Annotated in this window: 13 protein-coding genes; 6 read left to right on the top strand and 7 right to left on the bottom strand. The window is 61.1% G+C overall.

Annotated elements, in window-relative coordinates:
• Window positions 1–27: 27 nt before the first annotated feature.
• Complete coding sequence (locus tag NTD85_RS06075; RefSeq protein WP_262141696.1) at window positions 28–402, bottom strand: DUF6124 family protein; 375 nt, start codon at window positions 400–402, stop codon at window positions 28–30.
• A 618-nt stretch (window positions 403–1020) separates the two neighbouring features.
• On the opposite strand from NTD85_RS06075, the gene NTD85_RS06070 reads away from it, so the two are divergent.
• Together NTD85_RS06070 and NTD85_RS06065 are read left to right on the top strand one after the other, a co-directional pair.
• The gene (locus tag NTD85_RS06070) at window positions 1021–1803 is read left to right on the top strand and encodes an endonuclease/exonuclease/phosphatase family protein (protein WP_103484513.1); all 783 of its coding nucleotides are present in this window, start codon (window positions 1021–1023) and stop codon (window positions 1801–1803) included.
• 194 nt (window positions 1804–1997) lie between these two features.
• A complete protein-coding gene (locus tag NTD85_RS06065) occupies window positions 1998–4550 on the top strand; it encodes an autotransporter outer membrane beta-barrel domain-containing protein (protein ID WP_262141695.1) in 2553 nt (850 codons plus the stop codon).
• Window positions 4551–4666: 116 nt separating this feature from the next.
• Here the strand turns inward: NTD85_RS06065 and glgB are convergent, their stop codons facing one another.
• From glgB to NTD85_RS06050, 3 genes are all read right to left on the bottom strand, one after another.
• Window positions 4667–6898 carry a 1,4-alpha-glucan branching protein GlgB gene (gene glgB / locus NTD85_RS06060; protein ID WP_201137784.1) on the bottom strand — a complete coding sequence of 744 codons (2232 nt, stop codon included), beginning with the start codon at window positions 6896–6898 and terminating at the stop codon, window positions 4667–4669.
• Window positions 6899–6900: 2 nt separating this feature from the next.
• On the bottom strand, window positions 6901–10242 hold the full coding sequence (treS, locus tag NTD85_RS06055; RefSeq protein ID WP_262141693.1) for a maltose alpha-D-glucosyltransferase: 3342 nt from the start codon (window positions 10240–10242) through the stop codon (window positions 6901–6903).
• 156 nt (window positions 10243–10398) lie between these two features.
• Window positions 10399–12396: an alpha-1,4-glucan--maltose-1-phosphate maltosyltransferase gene (locus NTD85_RS06050; protein ID WP_262141692.1), complete on the bottom strand. Its 1998-nt coding sequence runs from the start codon at window positions 12394–12396 to the stop codon at window positions 10399–10401.
• A 217-nt stretch (window positions 12397–12613) separates the two neighbouring features.
• Here NTD85_RS06050 and NTD85_RS06045 point away from each other — a divergent pair, with 217 nt between their 5' ends.
• Window positions 12614–12772 (top strand): hypothetical protein, encoded by a 159-nt coding sequence (locus tag NTD85_RS06045; RefSeq protein ID WP_003224520.1) that lies wholly within the window; start codon window positions 12614–12616, stop codon window positions 12770–12772.
• A 119-nt stretch (window positions 12773–12891) separates the two neighbouring features.
• On the opposite strand, the gene NTD85_RS06040 is transcribed toward NTD85_RS06045, so the two are convergent.
• Window positions 12892–13404 (bottom strand): MgtC/SapB family protein, encoded by a 513-nt coding sequence (locus NTD85_RS06040; RefSeq protein WP_262141691.1) that lies wholly within the window; start codon window positions 13402–13404, stop codon window positions 12892–12894.
• Between the two features lie 122 nt (window positions 13405–13526).
• On the opposite strand from NTD85_RS06040, the gene NTD85_RS06035 reads away from it, so the two are divergent.
• The 3 genes from NTD85_RS06035 (at window position 13527) to mapR (ending at window position 16979) form a co-directional block, all read left to right on the top strand.
• Entirely contained in the window at window positions 13527–13775 is a 249-nt protein-coding gene (locus tag NTD85_RS06035) for a DUF3203 family protein (RefSeq protein ID WP_003224515.1), read from the top strand.
• Between the two features lie 195 nt (window positions 13776–13970).
• Window positions 13971–15401, top strand: a complete 1431-nt coding sequence (ccoG, locus tag NTD85_RS06030; protein WP_262141690.1) for a cytochrome c oxidase accessory protein CcoG — start codon at window positions 13971–13973, stop codon at window positions 15399–15401.
• Between the two features lie 168 nt (window positions 15402–15569).
• Window positions 15570–16979 carry a GntR family transcriptional regulator MpaR gene (gene mapR, locus NTD85_RS06025; protein WP_008087199.1) on the top strand — a complete coding sequence of 470 codons (1410 nt, stop codon included), beginning with the start codon at window positions 15570–15572 and terminating at the stop codon, window positions 16977–16979.
• Window positions 16980–17104: 125 nt separating this feature from the next.
• On the opposite strand, the gene NTD85_RS06020 is transcribed toward mapR, so the two are convergent.
• Together NTD85_RS06020 and NTD85_RS06015 are read right to left on the bottom strand one after the other, a co-directional pair.
• Window positions 17105–17851: an SDR family oxidoreductase gene (locus tag NTD85_RS06020; RefSeq protein ID WP_003224509.1), complete on the bottom strand. Its 747-nt coding sequence runs from the start codon at window positions 17849–17851 to the stop codon at window positions 17105–17107.
• 244 nt (window positions 17852–18095) lie between these two features.
• The gene (locus NTD85_RS06015) at window positions 18096–20177 is read right to left on the bottom strand and encodes a putative bifunctional diguanylate cyclase/phosphodiesterase (protein ID WP_262141689.1); all 2082 of its coding nucleotides are present in this window, start codon (window positions 20175–20177) and stop codon (window positions 18096–18098) included.
• Window positions 20178–20405: the final 228 nt, after the last annotated feature.

Genomic DNA, 20405 nt, shown 5'->3' with positions numbered 1-20405 from the left:
GGCAGCTCCTACAGGTGGACCGGGCAGTTAGTTCGGCACGCGGCGGCCGTCCAGCACTCGGTTGACCATCAGTTCACTGAGCATGATCACCTGATGCAGCATCAGCATGGCCCGGCGCTGTGGGTTGTCGACGACGTCGCCGATATTGCGCGCCATGTCGCTGGCGGCGGCTAACGACTCGCAGGCCTCGACGAGCAATGTTTCTTCGTCCACGGTGGGGTCGATGAGGAAGATTCGGCTTGATTTGCCTGACGGTACTGAAGGGATGGAGATCTTCAGTGCGCCGGGGTTGAGGTAGAAGTTGATGGCGCGGTCGGTCGCGGCTTTTATCTTCTGCGGGTCGAGGGCCGGGTCGTATGGGATCGGGTCGACGTCCGGGGGGTTGGGTGTGGCTTTGAACATAAATATCTAATTCCTGATCAAGGGCCGCGACCGTTCTCTACTAAAAGAAGGGTGGCGGCTGTGCGCAGGTTAGTAGACCGGAGGAATTAGCAAGACCGGCGCGCTCGAGAGCGCCCTGCGCACAACCACCATCGAAGTGCAGGCATCGAAACGCCTGACTTTATGGGACTCATGCACTTACTAAAACCATACGGGCTACTAAACCCGACCACCGATGGGCAGTGGCAGAGTAACGATATAGCGCATGGTATGGTCTCGTAAGCCGGCGGATTCTGGCGTACGCGTAGGTAACGGCGCAAGGCGTTGTAGCCGTTATGGCGTAACGGTTCGTGTACTTTAAACGTCCTTGCGGGGTTACGTTTATGTCCGAGGTTTGCTCGGTTGATTTGCTGTTGTCTGGTCGAACGCCTTCGCGAGCAAGCCCGCTCCCACAGGGGATTTTTGTCAGGGCACATAACCCATGACCAACGCAGAGCCAATGGCTCATGGCAACACCCACTCCCACAGGTTTCCTGGCGGCTCCGATGATTTGTGTTCAGGCCTGAGGCATCTGGAAGGAACTGCCACCCCACTGCATCAGTCGCATGAGAAGGAAGCCGTTTTTTCAGAGGAGTGAACGTGTCCAGCGATCCCAAGCGTCACGCCGTCGACGCCTCCGTCATCCATCGCTTGCGTGTGCTGACGGTCAATACCCACAAGGGTTTTACCGCCCTCAACCGGCGCTTCATCCTGCCGGAACTGCGTGAAGCGGTGCGCAGTACCTCGGCCGATCTGGTGTTTCTCCAGGAAGTGGTGGGCGAACACGAGCGACATTCCAATCGCTACAACGAATGGCCGCAAACCTCGCAATACGAATTTCTCGCCGACAGCATGTGGAGCGATTTCGCTTACGGGCGCAATGCGGTCTATCCCGACGGCCACCACGGCAATGCCCTGTTGTCGAAGTACCCGATCCGTGAATACCGCAATCTCGACGTGTCGATCACCGGCCCCGAACGCCGCGGTTTGCTGCACTGTGTGCTGGACGTGCCGGGCCACGCCGAAGTCCACGCGATCTGCGTGCACTTGAGTCTGCTGGAAAGTCATCGCCAATTGCAGTTGCAGCTGCTTTGCCAGTTGCTCGAATCATTGCCCGACGATGCGCCGGTGATCATCGCCGGTGACTTCAACGACTGGCAATTGCAGGGCAACGTAGCCCTAGCCCGCCGCGATTATCTGCACGAAGCGTTCGAACGCCACCACGGCCGTCCCGCCAAGACCTATCCGGCCCGTTTTCCGCTGCTGCGCCTGGACCGCATCTACCTGCGCAACGCCAGCAGCCACGACCCGCAAATCCTTGGCAACAAACCGTGGACACACCTGTCGGACCACTTGCCGCTGGCGGTGGAAGTGCATCTTTAGTTGCGGTTCTGACATGACCGTTAGTCAGGCGCACTTGAAGGCAGATCAAAACCATCTACACCTAAAACAGCTCAAGGAGTAGCGCATTCAATTCGTTAGAGCATGGATTTCATGTAGTGCCTCAGTAGCAACGCGAGGCCGATCCTGTGCTCGCTCAAGGATGATTTCCCCGAATTTGGCTGTAGGGAATCGCCATGACGCGCTACTCCAGATACCTGCGGGCATTGCCGCAGACGCTGTTCTTGCCTGCCTCGCTATTGCTCGCCAGTTCACCCGCCTCCGCCGCTTGCTCACTGGTTCCGGGGCCCGGCAACGACGCCTTCACCTGTGACAGTGGCACCAGCGGTTCGCTGACCGATCTCGCGGGCAACAACAGCCTGACCCTGCCCGCCAACGGAACCGGTCTGATCAACGGCAACGTGACCTTTGGCGCCGGCGCTGACCGGGTCGTCATCAACTCCGGAACCATCACCGGCGCGGTCAACCAGGGCGCCGGCATCGACGATTTCGTCATGAGCGCCGGCTCCATCGGCTCGCTGGCCCAGGGCGATGGCCGCGACACCTTTCTGATGACCGGGGGCACCATCGTCGGCGCCTTCGAGGACGGCGATGTCGCGCGTATGACCGGCGGCACCATCGGCCGGGTCGACATGAAACTCGACAATAATATTTTCGACCTGTCCGGCGGGCAGATCCTCGGCAACCTGGTGACCGGGTTCGGCACCGACACCATCATCGTCTCCGGTGGCCGCATCGGCGGCAACATCAGTGTCAGCGGCGGCAACGACAGCATCACCGTGACCGGCGGCGAAATCGTCGGTGAAATCCGCGCCAGTGTCGGCGACGACACGTTGCTGTGGGACGGCGGCGGGCTCATCCGCTCGGCGATCCTGATGGGCGACGGTAACGACAGCGCGACATTGCGCAACCTCGATGACAGCGTGCTGGCGCTGACCCCCAACGTGGATGGCGGCACGGGCAACGACACCCTGACCTTCGACAACTCCCGCACCGCGCTGCCAGCGCGCTTCAGCAATTGGGAAACAGTGAACCTGAACAACGGCTCGCAACTGGACTTGGGGTCGAGCAGCCTGGTGCTTGGCGATGCCGTCAGCGGCAGCGGTGTGCTCAACGTCGATGCCAGCAGCAGCGTGTTCTCGACCCAGGGCGCCGTGTCGCCTGCCGTGGCCGGCCAGGCCGTGACCTTCAACAACGCCGGGGTCATCGACCTGACCCGCAACAACAGCCGCACCGATGACACCCTGACCATCAATGGCAACTACGTCGGCAACGGCGGCCAGTTGCTGCTGCAAAGCGAACTCGGTGCCGACGGCGCGCCCAGCGACAAACTGGTGGTCAACAACGGCAGCTTGAGCGGCGCCACCGTCATCTCCGTCACTAACATCGGCGGGCTCGGTGGGCTCACCCAGGCGAACGGCATTCAAGTGGTGCAGGCACAGGGTTCCACGGTCAGTACCAACAATGCCTTCAGCTTCAACGGTCCTGTGTCCGTCGGGGCTTACGATTACTACCTGTTCAAGGGCGGTGTCACCGCCGGAACCGAAAACAGCTGGTACCTGCGTTCTGCCGTGGTCGCGCCGCAAGCCGTCAGCGTGCCCAACCCTGATCCGAGCCTGCCGCCGATTCTGGTGCCGGTAGTGGCGACCCCGGTCGTCGCGCAGATCACGCCTGTTGCACCCGCCCCCGGCGAACCCGCGCCGCCCATCGCCAGCCCTGAGCAGCCCGTACTGCCCGTGCTGCCCGCCGCCGTGGCGGGCGCCGCGCCGATCCCGATCTATCGTCCGGAAGTGCCCAACTGGTCGGTGCTGCCCCCTGCCGCCGCGCAGTTGACCTTAAGCGCGCTCGGCACGTTTCACGACCGTCAGGGCGATCAACGCCTGCTTAGCGAAACCGGTGCCTTCGGTGCCGGTTGGGGCCGCGTCTACGGCAAAAACCTCGACCAGACCTGGGCCGGCACCGTTATCCCACGCCTGAACGGTTCGCTCAATGGCTTTCAGGTCGGCAATGACCTGTACAGCGCGCAGACGTCGGGCGGGCAAACGCAACGCATCGGCCTGTTCGTCGGCCACAGCCGGATTCAGGGCGATGTCGACGGTTTCAACGAAGGCTTCGAAAACAACAGCGCGGGCAAGATCAAACTCGAGGGCGACAGCTATGGTCTGTACTGGACGCTAACCGATCCGTACGGCTGGTACATCGATACCGTGGCCATGGGCACGCGTTTCGACGGCGACAACCGTTCCGACCGTGGGCTGAAACTGGACAATCGCGGGCATGCCCTGACGCTGTCCGCCGAGGCAGGCTACCCGTTCGCGCTCAACGACACCTGGGTGGTCGAGCCGCAAGTGCAGGTGATCCACCAGAAAATCTCCCTCGACAGCCAGGACGATGGCATCTCGCGGGTGTCATTCGACTCCGACGGCGCCTGGACCGGTCGCCTCGGCGCCCGGCTCAAGGGCCGTTATCAGGTCAATGGTCTGCCGTTGGAACCGTATCTGCGGGCCAATCTGTGGCACACCTTTTCCGGCACTGATTCGGTGACCTTCGACGGCACCGATACCATCAACACTCAGCAGAAATCCTCGACTGCGGATATCGGCCTCGGCGTGGTGCTGACGCTCGACCGTGCAGTGAGTGTTTACGCCAGTACCGATTACAGCAGCAACATCGACAGCAATGACCTGCGTGGTCTGGCGGGAAATCTGGGGGTACGGATAAGCTGGTAAGCGCCTTCACGCGGTGTCACAACCGACGCCATCGCGAGCAGGCTCACTCCTACAGGGAAACGCATTCCAAAATGTAGGAGTGAGCCTGCTCGCGATGACAGCGACGCGGTTGCGGATCAGCCCTCCGGCTTCAGAATCAACACCGCCAACGGCGGCAGATTCAGCTCCAGCGACAGCGACTGGCCATGGCTCGCCACCTCTTCGGTAAACGCCCCGCCACCATTGCCATAGTTGGACCCGGCATAGGTGTCAGCATCGCTGTTGAGCAGTTCGTTCCAGCGTCCGGCGAACGGTACGCCGACCCGGTACGACTGACGCGGCACCGGGGTGAAGTTGGCCACCACCAGCACCGGTTTGCCGTCCTTGCTCCAGCGCAGCCACGCGTACACGCTGTTGATGGCGTCATCGCCGATCAGCCACTGGAAACCCTGCGGCGCATCGTCCTGATCGTGCAGCGCCGGTTCCTCGCGGTACAGGCGATTGAGGTCGCCGACCAGTTTCTGCACGCCTTTATGTTCCGAGTATTGCAGCAGGTACCAGTCCAGTTGCTGATCGTGATTCCACTCACGCCACTGGCCGAATTCGCAGCCCATGAACAACAGTTTCTTGCCCGGATGGGTCCACATGAAGCTCAGGTAGGCGCGCAGGTTGGCAAATTTCTGCCAACGGTCGCCGGGCATCTTGTCGATCAGCGAATGCTTGCCGTGCACCACTTCGTCGTGGGAAATCGGCAGGATGAAACGCTCGGACCAGGCGTAAACCAGGCCGAAACTCAATTCGTTGTGATGGTGCGCGCGGTACACCGGGTCCTGCTGGATGTAGTGCAGCGAATCGTGCATCCAGCCCATGTTCCATTTATAGGCAAAACCGAGGCCGCCCTGCTGCGTGCTCTGGCTGACGCCCGGCCATGCGGTGGATTCCTCGGCGATCACCAGCGCCCCCGGGGCTTCCAGCTCGACCACGTCGTTCAAGTGGCGAAGGAAATCGATCGCCTCCAGATTCTCGCGCCCGCCATGGCGGTTCGGCACCCATTCGCCGGCCTTGCGCGAATAGTCGCGATAGAGCATCGAGGCCACCGCATCCACACGCAGGCCGTCGATGTGGAAATGCTTCAGCCAGTGCAGCGCCGACGCCAGCATGTAGCCGTGGACTTCGGTGCGCCCCAGGTTGTAGATCAGCGTGTCCCAGTCCTGATGGAAGCCTTCCAGCGGGTTGCCATATTCGTACAGCGCGGTGCCGTCGAACTGCGCCAGACCATGGGTATCGGTAGGGAAATGCGCTGGCACCCAGTCGAGGATCACGCCGATATCGGCGCGGTGACAGGCGTCGACGAACTCACCGAACTGCTCCGGCGTGCCGTATCGGGCGCTCGGGGCGAATTGCGAGAGCAACTGATAACCCCATGAGCCGCCAAACGGGTGCTCCATGATCGGCATCAGTTCGATGTGGGTGAAGCCCAGTTCCTTGACGTAAGGAATCAGGCGTTCGGCCAGCTCCGGCCAAGTGTACTGGCGGGCGACTTCGCCCAGATCGTCCAGCTCGCATTGCCACGATCCGGCATGCAACTCGTAGATCGACAGCGGTGCCGAATGCTTCTGCCGCTCGCGGCGGCCGTTCATCCAGTCCTGATCCTGCCAATTGATCTGCAACGGTGCGGCGACTTTCGAGGCGGTGTCCGGCGGCAGGCTGGTGGCCAGGGCCATCGGGTCGGCCTTCAACGGCAGGATGCCGTGGGCGCCAAGGATCTCGTACTTGTACAACTCCCCCGCTTGCAGGCGCGGAATGAACAACTCCCAGACCCCGGATGGATGGCGCAGGCGCATCGGATGGCGGCGACCGTCCCACACGTTGAAGTCACCGACCACCGACACCCGCCGGGCATTCGGCGCCCACACGGCAAAACGCACGCCGTCGACGCCATCGACCGTAGTCAATTGCGCGCCGAGGCAGCTGCTCAGATCACGGTGATTGCCTTCGGCGAACAGATACAAATCCATTTCGCCGAGCAACTGACCGAAGCTGTAGGGATCTTCCGCCACCTGCTCGCCGCCGGCCCAACGGGTGCGCAACAGATACGGCCGCGCCTGCGCGAAGTGGCCGACAAACAGCCCCGGGGTTTCGGTGGCGCTCAGTTCGCCGCGCTCTTCGCCGCTGTCCTTGTCCAGCACTTCAACTTTCAACGCACCCGGCAGATAAGCGCGAATGAATTGTCCGCCGGCTCCATCGCCGTGCGGACCGAGAATGGAAAACGGGTCGTGATGTTCGGCGCGAACCAGCGCGTCGATGTCCTGCGCCGCCGGCAATAACGCTTCTTTAGCGTGACCCTGTTCCTTGTTCGAGAAACTCATGACTACTCTCCACCAAGATCGGAAAAGGGTTTAAGCCCTGTCAATAACCCATACAAACCGTGCAACGGCACGGGCAGCCACGTGGGGCGATTTTCGGCTTCATAGGCCACTTCATAGGCCGCCTTCTCCAGGCCGAACAGCGCAAGCGCAGCGTCGGCACCCGCAGGATCCTGCCAGGCATGATCAAGACTAGCTGCCGCTTGGCGATATGCCTGAACAAATGCCTCGCGCGCCTCACGCAGATAGCGCTCGGCAACCCGATGGCGGGCCGCTTCGGACTCTGGACTGTGATCGACGTTGTGTACGTTGATGGTCATCGCCGCCGCGTAATCGAAGGAACGCAGCACGCCGCTGACGTCTTTGTACGGACTGTGTTTGCCGCGCCGTTCGTGCAGCGGCCGCGCCGGCTCACCCTCGAAGTCGATCAGGTAGGCATCGCCCTTGATCACCAGCACCTGACCCAGGTGCAAGTCGCCGTGGACACGGATACGCAAGCCGCCCACGGCTTTTTGCGCGAGTTCCTGCACATGGCCGAGGATGACCTTTTTGTTGTCCAAGAGCCGCGCGACCATTTTCTGATCCGCCGCGTTCAGATGACTCTGATGCTGCTTGAGCAGCTTCAAGGCATGCTCGACCTGCGCCGCAACATCCTTGCCGGCGGCTTGAGCATCCTTGGCACTGGTGGTTTGCGGGGCGAAGTCGGGGTTGTCGGTTGGCGCCGCCAGCACTTGGTGCATTTCACCCAGACGCTGGCCGAGCATGCCGGCAAAATCCTTCAGTTCGCCGAGGGCGTTGTAGTGCTGCTCCTGCTCGGACATCGAGTCTGCCAGCTCATCACGCAGCGCCCGTTCGAGATTGTTCTGCGTCCATTCCCAGGCATCGCCCTGATTGCTCAGATAGCCTTGGGCGATCATTAGCAAGTTGTCTTCGCCAGCGCCATCGCGCCGGATCACCGAGCCGAGCAGCGGCGAGATGTTCTCGAAGCCGGCCTCGGTCAGGTACGCACTCATTTCCAGTTCCGGGTGCACACCGGAGGCGACCTTGCGGATCAGCTTCAGCACCAGGCTGTTGCCGATCACCACCGAACTGTTCGACTGCTCGGCCGACAGATAGCGCACTTCCGACTCGGCGCCGAGGCCGAGTTTTTCCAACTTCGCGGTCGGCGCAAAACGAATCTCGCCCTGTTCGGAGTGGAGCACGGTGGCGCTCTGCATGCCTTGCAACACAGCGTGCACAAACGTTTCGAGGCTGAACGCATCAGTAATCAGACCGACCTGTCGCCCGCGACGTACGCGTGACAACGCCAGTTGCTGCGGCAACGCCGGCCCGACCTGATCTTCGGCGATGAAACCGAACGGCAGCTGATAGCGGCTGGTCTGCCCGGCGCTGGTGACTTCGATCTCGCTGAGCAGCACCGGGTGCTGCGCATCGCCGAAGCGCACGCCGTAGGCCAGATTGACCTGCTCGATGGCCGCGTCCTTGCCGGCGAACCAGCGGCGATTCTGCAGCCAGCTCGGCAGAATGCCCTGCTCCAGGGTGTTGCGGGTCGGCGCTTCGAGCAGCTCTTCCATGCGTTTTTTCAGCACCAGCGTGGTGAAGTCCGGCAGGCTCTGCGCCGGTTCTACGTGCCAGCTCGGCATCTGGTTTTCCGCAGCCAGGGCGAACCAGTAGAAACCGTAAGGCGCCAGGGTCAGGAGGAAATTCAACTGGCCGATCGGCGGGAACGCGTTACCGCCAAGCATCTCCACCGGGACCATGCCGACGTAGGCCGACAGATCGAGTTCCGCCGCCTGCGCGCTGCGCGAGACGTTGGCCACGCAAAGGATGATTTCGTGCTTGCCGTCGGCTTCGGTGAATTCGCGGGTGTAGGCCAGAATCCGTCGGTTGCTCGGCGAGAGCATTTTCAGCGTGCCGCGACCGAAGGCCTTGGACTGCTTGCGCACGGCGAGCATGCGCCGGGTCCAGTTGAGCAGCGAATGCGGGTCGCCAGCCTGGGTTTCGACGTTGACCGACAGATAACCGTATTGCGGGTCCATGATCGGCGGCAACACCAGACTGGCCGGATCGGCGCGGGAGAAACCGCCGTTGCGGTCGATCGACCATTGCATCGGCGTGCGCACGCCGTCGCGGTCGCCGAGGTAGATGTTATCGCCCATGCCGATTTCATCGCCGTAATACAGGGTCGGCGTGCCCGGCATCGACAACAGCAGGCTATTGAGCAATTCCACGCGGCGGCGGTCACGCTCCATCAACGGCGCCAGACGCCGGCGAATACCGAGGTTGATCCGCGCGCGACGGTCAGCGGCGTAGTAATTCCACAGGTAGTCGCGCTCCTTGTCGGTAACCATCTCCAGCGTCAGCTCATCGTGGTTACGCAGGAAGATCGCCCACTGACAGTTGGCCGGAATCTCGGGGGTTTGCCGCAGAATGTCGGTGATCGGGAAGCGATCTTCCTGGGCCAGCGCCATGTACATGCGCGGCATCAGCGGAAAGTGAAACGCCATGTGGCATTCATCGCCGTTGACGCCCTCGGCATCGGTGTCACCGAAGTACAGCTGGGTGTCTTCCGGCCATTGGTTGGCCTCGGCCAGCAGCATGCGGTCGGGGTAATTCGCATCGATCTCGGCACGGATCTGCTTGAGGACGTCGTGGGTCTCCGGCAGGTTCTCGTTGTTGGTGCCGTCGCGTTCGATCAGGTACGGAATCGCGTCAAGACGCAGGCCGTCGATGCCCATGTCCAGCCAGTAGCGCATCACCGACAGCACGGCTTTCATCACTTGCGGATTGTCGAAATTCAGGTCGGGCTGGTGCGAATAGAAACGGTGCCAGAAGTACTGACCGGCGACCGGGTCCCAGGTCCAGTTGGACTTTTCGGTGTCGAGGAAGATGATCCGCGTACCGTCGTACTTCTGGTCGTCATCCGACCACACGTAGAAGTCGCGCGCCGCCGAACCGGGCTTGGCCTTGCGCGCCCGCTGGAACCACGGGTGCTGATCCGAAGTGTGGTTGATGACCAGCTCAGTGATCACCCGCAACCCCCGCTTGTGCGCCTCGGCGATGAAGCGCTTGGCGTCGGCCATGGTTCCGTAGTCGCTGTGCACGCCGCGGTATTCGGCGATGTCGTAACCGTCGTCGCGACGGGGCGAGGGATAGAACGGCAAGAGCCAGATAGTGTTGACGCCGAGATCGGCGATGTAATCGAGTTTGGCGATCAAGCCGGGAAAGTCGCCGATCCCATCGTTGTTGGAGTCGAAAAACGATTTGACGTGAACCTGATAAATCACCGCATCCTTGTACCAGAGCGGGTCTTTGATAAAGGTGGCTGCCTTGGGTTTCTTCGCCATGTGAAACTCCTGAAAAATTCGTCTCTGCACATAATGTGATCGTGCTGATACTTCTGTAGGAGCTGCCGAAGGCTGCGATCTTTTGATCTTGCTTCTAAAAAATCAAAGGCAAAAGATCGCAGCCTTCGGCAGCTCCTACAGGGGTCGGTGTGTGTCTTACGCGGCAGTAATCCGCCAAATCCCGAACGGCTGATACGCCGGGTCAATCCGCATGAACTGGTACTTGCCATGCCAGTCCCAGCGATGCCCGTTCATCAAGTCCTCACCGTGGGTCGTCGCGTCATCGGGCAGGCCCATCTCCCACAGCGGCAGTTCGAAACTGGCTTCCTGCACGTTGCGCGGATCGAGGCTCACCGCCACCAGAATGAAGTTGCTGCCGTCAAAGCTGCGCTTGCCGAAGTACAGAATGTTGTCGTTCCACGCGTTGTAGACCTTCAGCCCCAGATGCGTGTGCAGCGCCGGGTTCTGCCGGCGGATGCGGTTGAGCTGGGCAATTTCGGCAATGATGTTGCCCGGTGCATTGAAGTCGCGGACGCGGATCTCGTACTTCTCCGAATCGAGGTATTCCTCTTTGCCCGGTACCGGCGCTGCTTCGCACAGCTCATAACCGGAATACATGCCCCACAGGCCCGAGCCCATGGTCGCCAGCGCCGCGCGGATGAGAAACCCCGGCCGCCCCGACTCATGCAGGAACGCCGGGTTGATGTCCGGCGTATTGACGAAAAAGTTCGGCCGGTAGCATTCGCGCCACGGCGACTCGTTGAGTTCGGTGAAGTAGGCTGCCAGCTCGGACTTGGTGTTGCGCCAGGTGAAATAGGTGTAGCTCTGGCTGTAACCGACCTTGCCCAGGCGCGCCATCATCGCTGGTGTAGTGAATGCCTCGGCGAGGAAGATCACCTCCGGGTGCAGCGCCCGCACATCGGCGATCAGCCATTGCCAGAACGGCAGCGGTTTGGTGTGCGGATTGTCGACGCGAAAGATCTTCACACCTTCGTTGACCCAACCGACGACGATATCGCGCAGCTCGACCCACAGACTGGGAATCGCTTCAGGCGCATAGAAGTCGACGTTGACGATGTCCTGATATTTCTTCGGCGGGTTTTCCGCATATTTGATCGTGCCGTCCGGGCGCCAGTTGAACCAGCCCGGATGCTGCTTGAGCCACGGATGATCCTGGGAACACTGAATGGCGAAATCGAGGGCGATTTCCAGACCATGCTCAGCGGCAGCGGCGACCAACCGGCGAAAGTCTTCGCGGGTACCGAGCTGCGAGTGAATCGCCTCATGACCACCCTCTTCGCTGCCGATTGCATAGGGACTGCCTGGATCATCCGGGCCGGCCGTCAGGGAATTGTTGCGACCCTTGCGATGGGCGCGGCCGATCGGATGGATCGGCGTGAAATACAGCACATCAAAGCCCATGTCCTGAATCATCGGCAGACGCGCGTGCACATCGTTGAAGGTGCCGTGACGGTTGGGATCGTCGGTGATCGAGCGCGGAAACAGCTCGTACCAACTGGCAAACTCGGCCAGTTCCCGTTCGACGTCCATCGGGAATTCGGCACTCAGGCTCAGATACGCGCGGTGATCAGCCTGGGCCATCAATTGCGCACTGCGCGGGTGCAGAAACAGCGCCACCTGCTCAGTTTCGAGCAGGCCGGACAATTCATGATGCAACGCGGCGAGTTGTTCGCTGAGTTGACCTTCGCTGCGCTCGGCGGCCTGCTGCACCATGCTGCGGCCTTCCTGCAGCTCCAATGAAACCGGGACGGCAGCGTTGTGCTTTTTCTCCAGTTCGTACTGGAAACTGGCGAAATGATCGATCCAGGCTTCGACGCAAAACACAAAGCGTCCTTGATGCTCGGGGCGAAAGCGCCCTTCCCAACTGTTGTTGCCGAGGTCGTTCATGACCTCGCTCTGCCAGGCCTCTGCGCCCTCCTCGTGCCAGCGGATGCGTACCGCGAGCTTGTCGTGGCCGTCGGCAAACACTTTGCTGGTGACGACGACGTCGCGACCGGCAATCGACTTGACCGCAAACTGGCCGCCATCAAGAGTCGGCATGGTGTTTTCGATCACGATGCGCGGCAGCAGCAACGCCTGCGACAGCGGCATGTGCGGGTTGTAGCTCTGCTCTGAAGGTTTTTCAGCAGACATCGAGCATCTCTCCTTAACGCCCCAAGGACGCTCTTGTGCCGGATCGGTGGTCACAACGAGGCACCGGCCCCGACTTGAACTGACTTAGGTTCCGAGCGACCGGCGCGGGGAAAAGTTCACAGGGATTTGCCTGGACAAAAAAGCGGATCGAATTCATCACATGGTGGTCAATCCACTTAAGCACTTCTCACGCCATGTGCCACACGGAGGTCTACAGATGAACATCCCGATCCCGGCCGAAACGCCTGATCCGAACATCGACAAACCCACGCTGCCCGAGACCGAGCCGCAGCCGATCCCCGAACAGGAACCACCGGGCACCACGCCACCGCCGAAGGAAGAGCCGCCGACGACGATGCCGCCCGTCATCGTCTGAGCAGTGCCCCTCATCCTGTAGGAGCTGCCGAAGGCTGCGATCTTTTGATCTTGTTTTTAAAAATCAAAATCAAAAGATCGCAGCCTGCGGCAGCTCCTACAGGGGTTAATCCTAGGTTGTTACAGGTGTGGTTTTTTCTCCTCTTCCTTCTCGAACAACCTGACCACTCGTGGCATCACGCTGAAAACCCCCAACGCCAACAACGTGCTGAGCAACGCCGTCGCCTCCCTGCCCAGGCCGGCCGCCACCCCGATTGCCGCTGTCATCCACAACCCGGCCGCCGTGGTCAGCCCTCTGACATGGCCTTCATCGCCTTCCTGATTTTTCAGAATGGTCCCGGCACCCAAGAAGCCGATCCCGGCGATAACGCCCTGCAACACCCGACTAATCGCATCGGATTCAGCCCCTGAAGTCTGCGGCACCAGCACAAACAACGCCGCGCCGAGCGCCACCAGCATGTGCGTGCGCACCCCGGCAGCCTTGCCCTTGTGCTCACGTTCAAAACCGAGAATCCCGCCCAGCACCGCTGCCATCAACAGGCGCACGGTGATGCGTGTCAGTTGCGAGGCATCGCCGACGTCAGCGAATTCTGCTTGCAGCGTTTCCCACACTTCATCCCACCAAGCGTTCATCGCTCCGTCCTTTTTATATGTCGTCAGTGGATGGACAGCAGCGACCATTAATCAGTTGCGCAGAACGATCGGCAAAGCGCGCGCCCTAACCTTTCAGACACCCGAGAAAAAAGGACAGCCCCATGCCCGTTCGAATCGATGAATCCAATCCCGAAGCAAAAGTGTGTTTTTTCATCGTCGAAAATGGCGAGGAAATTCGCATTTGCGACACGCTGGAAGTCAAAACAGATAGTGAAAAAGCCATGTCGTTTGTGGAAATTGAAAGTCGGCGCGTTTACATCACCGAAGCGGAAGCTGATGCCTTGACCGTCGCCGGCGCAAAGGATGGTCGCAAGCATCTGAAGGCCGACGAGAGTGATTCGGTGATTTGACTGACCCTGATCAACACCCGGCGCAGACGCCTGCGATAGGCGTTTGCGCCTACGTCTGCGGGCTGCTTCAAGTTGTCGCAGGGCGTGGGTCAGAAGCCATCTGATACGCTTTTTATTCAAATAGCTGAGCCTGTTATGCAAACAGTTCGGCGCTCATAGTTCATCCGCCTGATGGAGGCTGATGAGCGAACGACCATGAGCGAACAAATCCCCGTCCGAACCGTAGAAGCAAGCCCCACCATAAAAAATGTGCCTGGTCGCCCGATGAAGGCGAAGGCCGGCTCCACCGACAATCACATCCACACCCGCAGTTTCACCGGCCTGTTCCGCACCTTGCGCATGAGCGGCGCGGGATTTCTGTTTCTGCTGTTCTTCGGCACCGTGTGGCTGAATTGGGGCGGTCGTCAGGCCGTGCTGTGGGACTTGGCCGAAAGCAAATTTCACATCTTCGGCGCGACCTTCTGGCCGCAGGATTTCATCCTGCTCTCGGCGCTGCTGATCATTGCCGCGTTCGGCCTGTTCGCCATCACCGTGTTCGCCGGCCGGGTCTGGTGCGGCTACACCTGCCCACAGAGCTCGTGGACATGGATTTTCATGTGGTGCGAGAAAGTCACCGAAGGCGAGCGCAACCAACGGATCAAACTGCAAGCGGCGCCCTGGAGCCTGAACAAACTGGCCCGGCGTGCAGCCAAGCACACCCTGTGGCTGGCGATCAGCGTGCTGACCGGGCTGACCTTCGTCGGCTACTTCACGCCGATTCGTCCGCTGGCTGAAGAGCTGCTCACCCTGCAAATCGGCGGGGTCAGCCTGTTCTGGGTGCTGTTCTTCACCGCCGCCACTTACATCAATGCCGGCTGGCTGCGCGAAGCGGTGTGCATGCATATGTGCCCGTATGCGCGGTTCCAGAGCGTGATGTTCGACAAGGACACCCTGGCGATTTCCTACGACGTCGCCCGTGGCGAAAACCGTGGCCCGCGCAAACGCGACGTGAAACCCGCCGAAGCGGGACTGGGCGATTGCATCGATTGCCAGTTGTGCGTGCAGGTATGCCCGACCGGCATCGACATCCGCGACGGCCTGCAGATGGAATGCATCGGCTGCGCAGCGTGCATCGACGCCTGTGATTCGATCATGGACAAAATGAACTACCCGCGCGGTTTGATCCGCTACAGTTCCGAGCGCGAATTGCAGGGCGGCAAGACCCACTTGCTGCGGCCACGGCTGATCGGCTACGTCGCGGTGCTGCTGGTGATGATCGGCGCTCTGGCGCTGGCCTTGGTCGAACGGCCGATGGTCTCGCTGGACGTGACCAAGGACCGTGGGCTGTTCCGCGAAAACGGTCAGGGCCAGATCGAGAACATCTACACCCTCAAGGTCATCAACAAAACCCAGCAGCGTCAGGACTACAACCTGAGCCTGGTGGATGGCGACGGCTTCCAGTTACAGGGCAAGACCGAGCTGAGCCTGGCGCCAGGGGAGATCGTCGATGTGCCGGTGTCGGTGGCAATGACCAACGAGCGCCCGGCCAGCAGCTCGCAGACCTTGAGCTTCAAGATCGCCGACAGCGACGAGCCTGAGATTTATAGCGTGGCGAAAAGCAGGTTTGTGGCGCCGATGAATCGCTGAGCCTTTAAGATGCTGTCCTCTTTTGACACTGCGATACCTGTGGCGAGGGAGCTTGCTCCCGCTTGAGTGCGTAGCACTCACAAGCTTTTGGGGCCGCTACGCAGCCCAGCGGGAGCAAGCTCCCTCGCCACAAAAAGCAATCCGAATTCAGTCCATCGCGGGATACCGATGAAACGCTACGAAAAATTCGCCGACGACATCGCTGAACTGATCCGCTCCGGCGTCCTCGGCCCCGGGCAACGGGTGCCCTCGGTGCGCTACGCCAGCCAGACCTACGGGGTCAGCCCGTCCACGGTGTTCCAGGCCTATTACCTGCTCGAACGTCGAGGTCTGATCCGCGCCCGGCCGCGCTCCGGCTACTTCGTCAACACCCACGCGCCGAGCCCGTTCTCGGAGCCGGTGATCAGCAGTCACGTCAACGACTCCACCGAAGTCGACGTCAGCGAACTGGTGTTCTCGGTACTGGAATCGATCAAGGACCCGAGCACCGTGCCCTTCGGCTCGGCATTCCCCAGCCCCACCCTGTTCCCGTTGCAGCGCCTGTCGCGTTCGCTGGCCAGTGCGGCGCGGGAGATGGACCCGCGCATGGTGGTCACCGACATGTCGCCGGGCAATCCGCAACTGCGGCGGCAGATCGCCCTGCGCTACATGGTCGGCGGGTTGATGCTGCCGATGGAAGAACTGCTGATCACCAACGGCGCCCTCGAAGCGCTGAACCTGTGCCTGCAAGCGGTCACCGAGCCGGGCGATCTGGTGGCCATCGAAGCCCCGGCGTTCTATGCCAGCCTGCAAGTGCTGGAGCGCCTGAAACTCAAAGCCGTGGAAATCCCCGTGCACCCGCGTGACGGCATTGACCTCGGTGTACTGGCGCAAACGCTTGAACGGCATCCGATCAAGGCCTGCTGGTGCATGACCAGTTTCCAGAACCCGATGGGCGCGACCATGCCCGAGGCGAAGAAACAGGAACTTGTGGAACTGCTGCGCCGGCATCAGGTGCCGCTGATCGAAGACGACGTCTACGCCGAACTCTATTACGGCCAGCAAGCACCGAAACCGGCCAAGGCCTTCGACACGGAAGGACTGGTGATGCACTGCGGTTCGTTCGCCAAAAGCCTGGCCCCCGGCTACCGCATCGGCTGGGTCGCCGCCGGGCGCTACGCACAGAAAATCGAACGGCTGAAACTGATGACTTCGCTGTGCGCCTCGATGCCGGCGCAGGCGGCCATCGCCGACTACCTGCAACACGGCGGCTACGACCGCCACCTGCGCAAACTGCGCTACGCCCTGGAAGAACAGCAAAGCGCGATGCTCGCGGCGATTGCCCGCTACTTCCCGGCGCAGACCCGCGTCAGTCAGCCAGCGGGCGGCTACTTCCTGTGGCTGGAACTGCCACCGCAGATGGATTCCCTGAAGTTGTTTCAGATGGCATTGGCGCAGGGCATCAGTATCGCGCCGGGGCCGATCTTCTCGCCGACCCAGCGCTTCAGAAATTGCATCCGCCTGAATTACGGCAGCCCGTGGACCGAGGACTCGGAGAAAGCGATGGAGACGTTGGGGCGGATTGTGCGGTCGTTCTGACAGATTGATGTTGCTGCTAATGACGCCTTCGCGAGCAAGCCCGCTCCCACCTTTGGAATGCGTTTACCCTGTGGGAGCGGGCTTGCTCGCGAAGAGGCCGGATCAGCCAATACAAATCTCAAAGATCAACGCCCGCCCCCCAAATCAACAAACGTCCCGGTGGCATAGGAAGCCTTGTCCGACAGCAACCACACAATCGCCTCCGCCACCTCATCCGGCCGCCCGCCCCGGGCCATCGGGATCGCCGACTCAAGCTTGCTGACCCGGTCCGGATCACCGCTCAACGCGTGGAAATCGGTATAGATATAACCCGGCCGCACCGCGTTGACCCGAATCCCCTCACCCGCCACTTCCTTGGACAGACCGATGGTGAAGGTGTCGAGCGCACCTTTGGACGCGGCGTAGTCGACGTACTCGTTGGGCGAACCCAGGCGTGCCGCGACCGACGAGACGTTGACGATGCTGCCGCCCTGCCCGCCGTGTTTGGGCGACATGCGCAGGATCGCGTGTTTGGCGCAGAGGATCGGTGCCAGCACGTTGGTTTTCATGATTTTGAGAATGCGGAACTCGGACATTTCATCGACCCGCGATTTGTGCCCGACGGTGCCGGCGTTGTTCACCAGCGCGGTGACCCGACCCAGTTCGGTGTCGACCCGCTGAAACAGCGCGATCACTTCGTCTTCGATACTGACATCGGCGCGCACTGCAATGGCTTGGGCCCCCAGCGCCCGCACTTGCTCCAGCACGCTTTGCGCGGCCTGTTCATCCGACTGATAGTTGATGCAGATCCGATAGCCCTGCTCGGCAGCCAACAACGCCGTAGCGGCGCCAATTCCGCGCCCGCCACCGGTGATCACAATGACTTTATCCATGCTGGCCCTTCCCCCCAATGCACACGTAACAGTCGGGTGGAAGAATAACCGCCATTGGGCGGTTTTGCATGGGCTCTGTCAAAGACCAAACCATGTATGAGACTGAGATGTTTTTTGTGGCGAGGGAGCTTGCTCCCGCTCGGCTGCGAAGCAGACGCGAATCCGGCCAACACGGTACAACCGAGTAAAGGCGGGGGCCGCTTCGCGCCCCAGCGGGAGCAAGCTCCCTCGCCACAGACTGCAGTCAGACAGGCGCCACAGCCTCTCCACGGGCAATGTTCTGCAGGAACACATCCGCCGGCATCGGGTGCCCCAACAGATAGCCCTGCAACGAATCACACCCCAACTGCGTGAGGAAGTCCTGCTGCATTCCGGTCTCCACACCCTCGGCGACGATCCGCAGACCCAACGCCTGCCCCAACGCCACGATGGCCGAGACGATGGCCGCGTCGTCGCTGTCGTGTTCCAGATCACGGACAAATCCGCGGTCGATCTTCAGCTCATTGGCCGGCAAACGCTTGAGGTACATCAGGCTCGAGTAGCCGGTGCCGAAGTCGTCGATCGACAAGTCGACGCCCATGTCCGACAACTCCTGCAACACCGTCATGCTCGCATCGGCATCGCTCATGGCCGTGGTTTCGGTGATTTCCAGGGTCAGGCTGTTGGCCGGCAGATGATGCGTCGCCAGCGCCTTGGCCACGCTCTGCACCAGCCCCGCGTGGCAGAACTGCAACGCCGAGAGGTTCACCGCGATTCGCCAGTCGGTGTAACCGAGCACGTACCACTCGCGCATCTGCCGGCAAGCTTCGTTGAGCACCCATTCGCCGATGGCGATGATCAGACCGGTTTTCTCCGCCAGATCGATGAACTTGTCCGGCAGCAACATGCCCTGGGTCGGATGTTGCCAGCGCAGCAGCGCTTCGGCGCCGACCGGACGACCGCTGGCGGCGTCGAATTTGGGTTGGAAATACAGGCTGAACTGACCGTGCTCCAGCGCTGCGCGCAGATCCTGCAACAGTTGCAGTTGCTTGCGCGCGTTGTTATTCATCGAGGCATCAAAGAAGCTGTAGCCGTTTTTGCCGCCGCCCTTGGCGTGATACATCGCCGCGTCGGCGTTCATCAGCAGTTCCTGAGCGCTCTGGCCATTGCCCGGATACAAGGCGATGCCGACGCTGGCGGATATCTGCAAGTCGTGCTCGGCCACGCGGAAGGCCTGGGCAATCAACCCGACCTGGCGCGCGGCGAGGCTCAGGGCATCGTCGGGTTCGGTCAGGCGCACCAGCAGCACGAATTCATCGCCGCCGATCCGCGCCAGCGTGTCCTGGCTGCGCAGGTCTTCGCGCAGACGCACCCCGACTTCGCGCAGCAACTGGTCACCCATGTGGTGGCCAAAGGCATCGTTGACCGGTTTGAAACCGTCCAGATCGATGAACATCAGCGCAAAACAGCCGCCCTGTTCCTCAACCTTTTTCATCGCTTGATTGATCCGGTCGTCCAGCAACATGCGGTTCGGCAGGCCGGTCAGGGTGTCATGCAACGCCAGTTGCGTCAGTTCACGGTTGGCCAGGGTCAGCGAATGCGCCAGATCGGCGGTCCGCGCTTCGAGGCGAGCATCGAGAATCGAAGTGAGCAAGGCGATCGACAGCACCGCCAGGGTGGTGATCAGCACCAGATTGTCGAGGCCATTGCCCTTGAGTCCGTCAAGCGTCGCACCGCAGAAACTGCCAGCGGGAAACTGCGCGGCGGCCATCCCGGTGTAATGCATGCCGACAATGGCAATGCCCATGATCACCGCCGCGCCGCCGCGGATCAGGCGCACATACGGCGATTGCTGGCGCAAGCGGAAGGCGATCCACAACGCTGCTGCCGAAGCACCCACCGCGATCAGCAATGACGCGCCGAACAGCGTCGGGTCGTAATCGATCCCTGGGGTCATGCGCAGCGCGGCCATGCCGGTGTAATGCATCGCACTGATGCCGGCGCCCATGACCAAGGCACCAAAGGCCAGTTGCAACACAGGCAGTTTCGGCTGACTGACCAGCCACAGGGCAAACCCGCAGGACAGTACCGCGATCAATAGCGATAGCGCGGTAATCGCCATGTCGTAGCCCAGATCGATCGGCAGCTTGAAAGCCAGCATGCCGATGAAATGCATCGACCACACGCCAACCCCCATCGCCAGCGCACCGCCCGCCGTCCAGAGATGCACTGCGCGCCCACGGGCGCTGGCGATGCGCCCGGTCAGGTCGAGCGCGGTGTAGGACGCGAGAATCGCCACACACAACGAAATGAAAACCAGAGTGAAGGAATAATTACCGATGAGCATGGGGATTCTCGCAACCACCCGCGCCGTACTGCATCCATTCTCGGCCGGGCAAATGCGGCGATTGTACTGATTGCGTAGAAGAACGCACTGACAAAGTAATCATTTTGCCATCAACCCGATGAAACGCTTGTTTGATGGTTCTACAAGGCTCTGGAACAACGATCACAACCTGTAGGAGCTGGGGGGGGGGGGGGGGGGGGGGGGGGGGGGGGGGGGGGGGGGGGGGGG

Origin of the sequence: Pseudomonas sp. 13B_3.2_Bac1, from assembly GCF_025466205.1 — a bacterium.
GTDB classification, from domain to species: domain Bacteria; phylum Pseudomonadota; class Gammaproteobacteria; order Pseudomonadales; family Pseudomonadaceae; genus Aquipseudomonas; species Aquipseudomonas fluorescens_H.
Note: the sequence above shows the minus strand (reverse complement) of the source record. Positions and strands in the feature narration are given on the sequence as shown.

Coding starts and splice junctions, on each gene's coding strand:
- NTD85_RS06015 (WP_262141689.1), bottom strand. CDS start 20,177: ATGCTCATCGGTAATTATTCCTTCACTCTGGTTTTCATTTCGTTGTGT.
- ccoG (WP_262141690.1), top strand. CDS start 13,971: ATGAGCGAACAAATCCCCGTCCGAACCGTAGAAGCAAGCCCCACCATA.
- NTD85_RS06040 (WP_262141691.1), bottom strand. CDS start 13,404: ATGAACGCTTGGTGGGATGAAGTGTGGGAAACGCTGCAAGCAGAATTC.
- NTD85_RS06075 (WP_262141696.1), bottom strand. CDS start 402: ATGTTCAAAGCCACACCCAACCCCCCGGACGTCGACCCGATCCCATAC.
- mapR (WP_008087199.1), top strand. CDS start 15,570: ATGAAACGCTACGAAAAATTCGCCGACGACATCGCTGAACTGATCCGC.
- NTD85_RS06050 (WP_262141692.1), bottom strand. CDS start 12,396: ATGTCTGCTGAAAAACCTTCAGAGCAGAGCTACAACCCGCACATGCCG.
- NTD85_RS06020 (WP_003224509.1), bottom strand. CDS start 17,851: ATGGATAAAGTCATTGTGATCACCGGTGGCGGGCGCGGAATTGGCGCC.
- NTD85_RS06035 (WP_003224515.1), top strand. CDS start 13,527: ATGCCCGTTCGAATCGATGAATCCAATCCCGAAGCAAAAGTGTGTTTT.
- glgB (WP_201137784.1), bottom strand. CDS start 6,898: ATGAGTTTCTCGAACAAGGAACAGGGTCACGCTAAAGAAGCGTTATTG.
- NTD85_RS06065 (WP_262141695.1), top strand. CDS start 1,998: ATGACGCGCTACTCCAGATACCTGCGGGCATTGCCGCAGACGCTGTTC.
- treS (WP_262141693.1), bottom strand. CDS start 10,242: ATGGCGAAGAAACCCAAGGCAGCCACCTTTATCAAAGACCCGCTCTGG.
- NTD85_RS06045 (WP_003224520.1), top strand. CDS start 12,614: ATGAACATCCCGATCCCGGCCGAAACGCCTGATCCGAACATCGACAAA.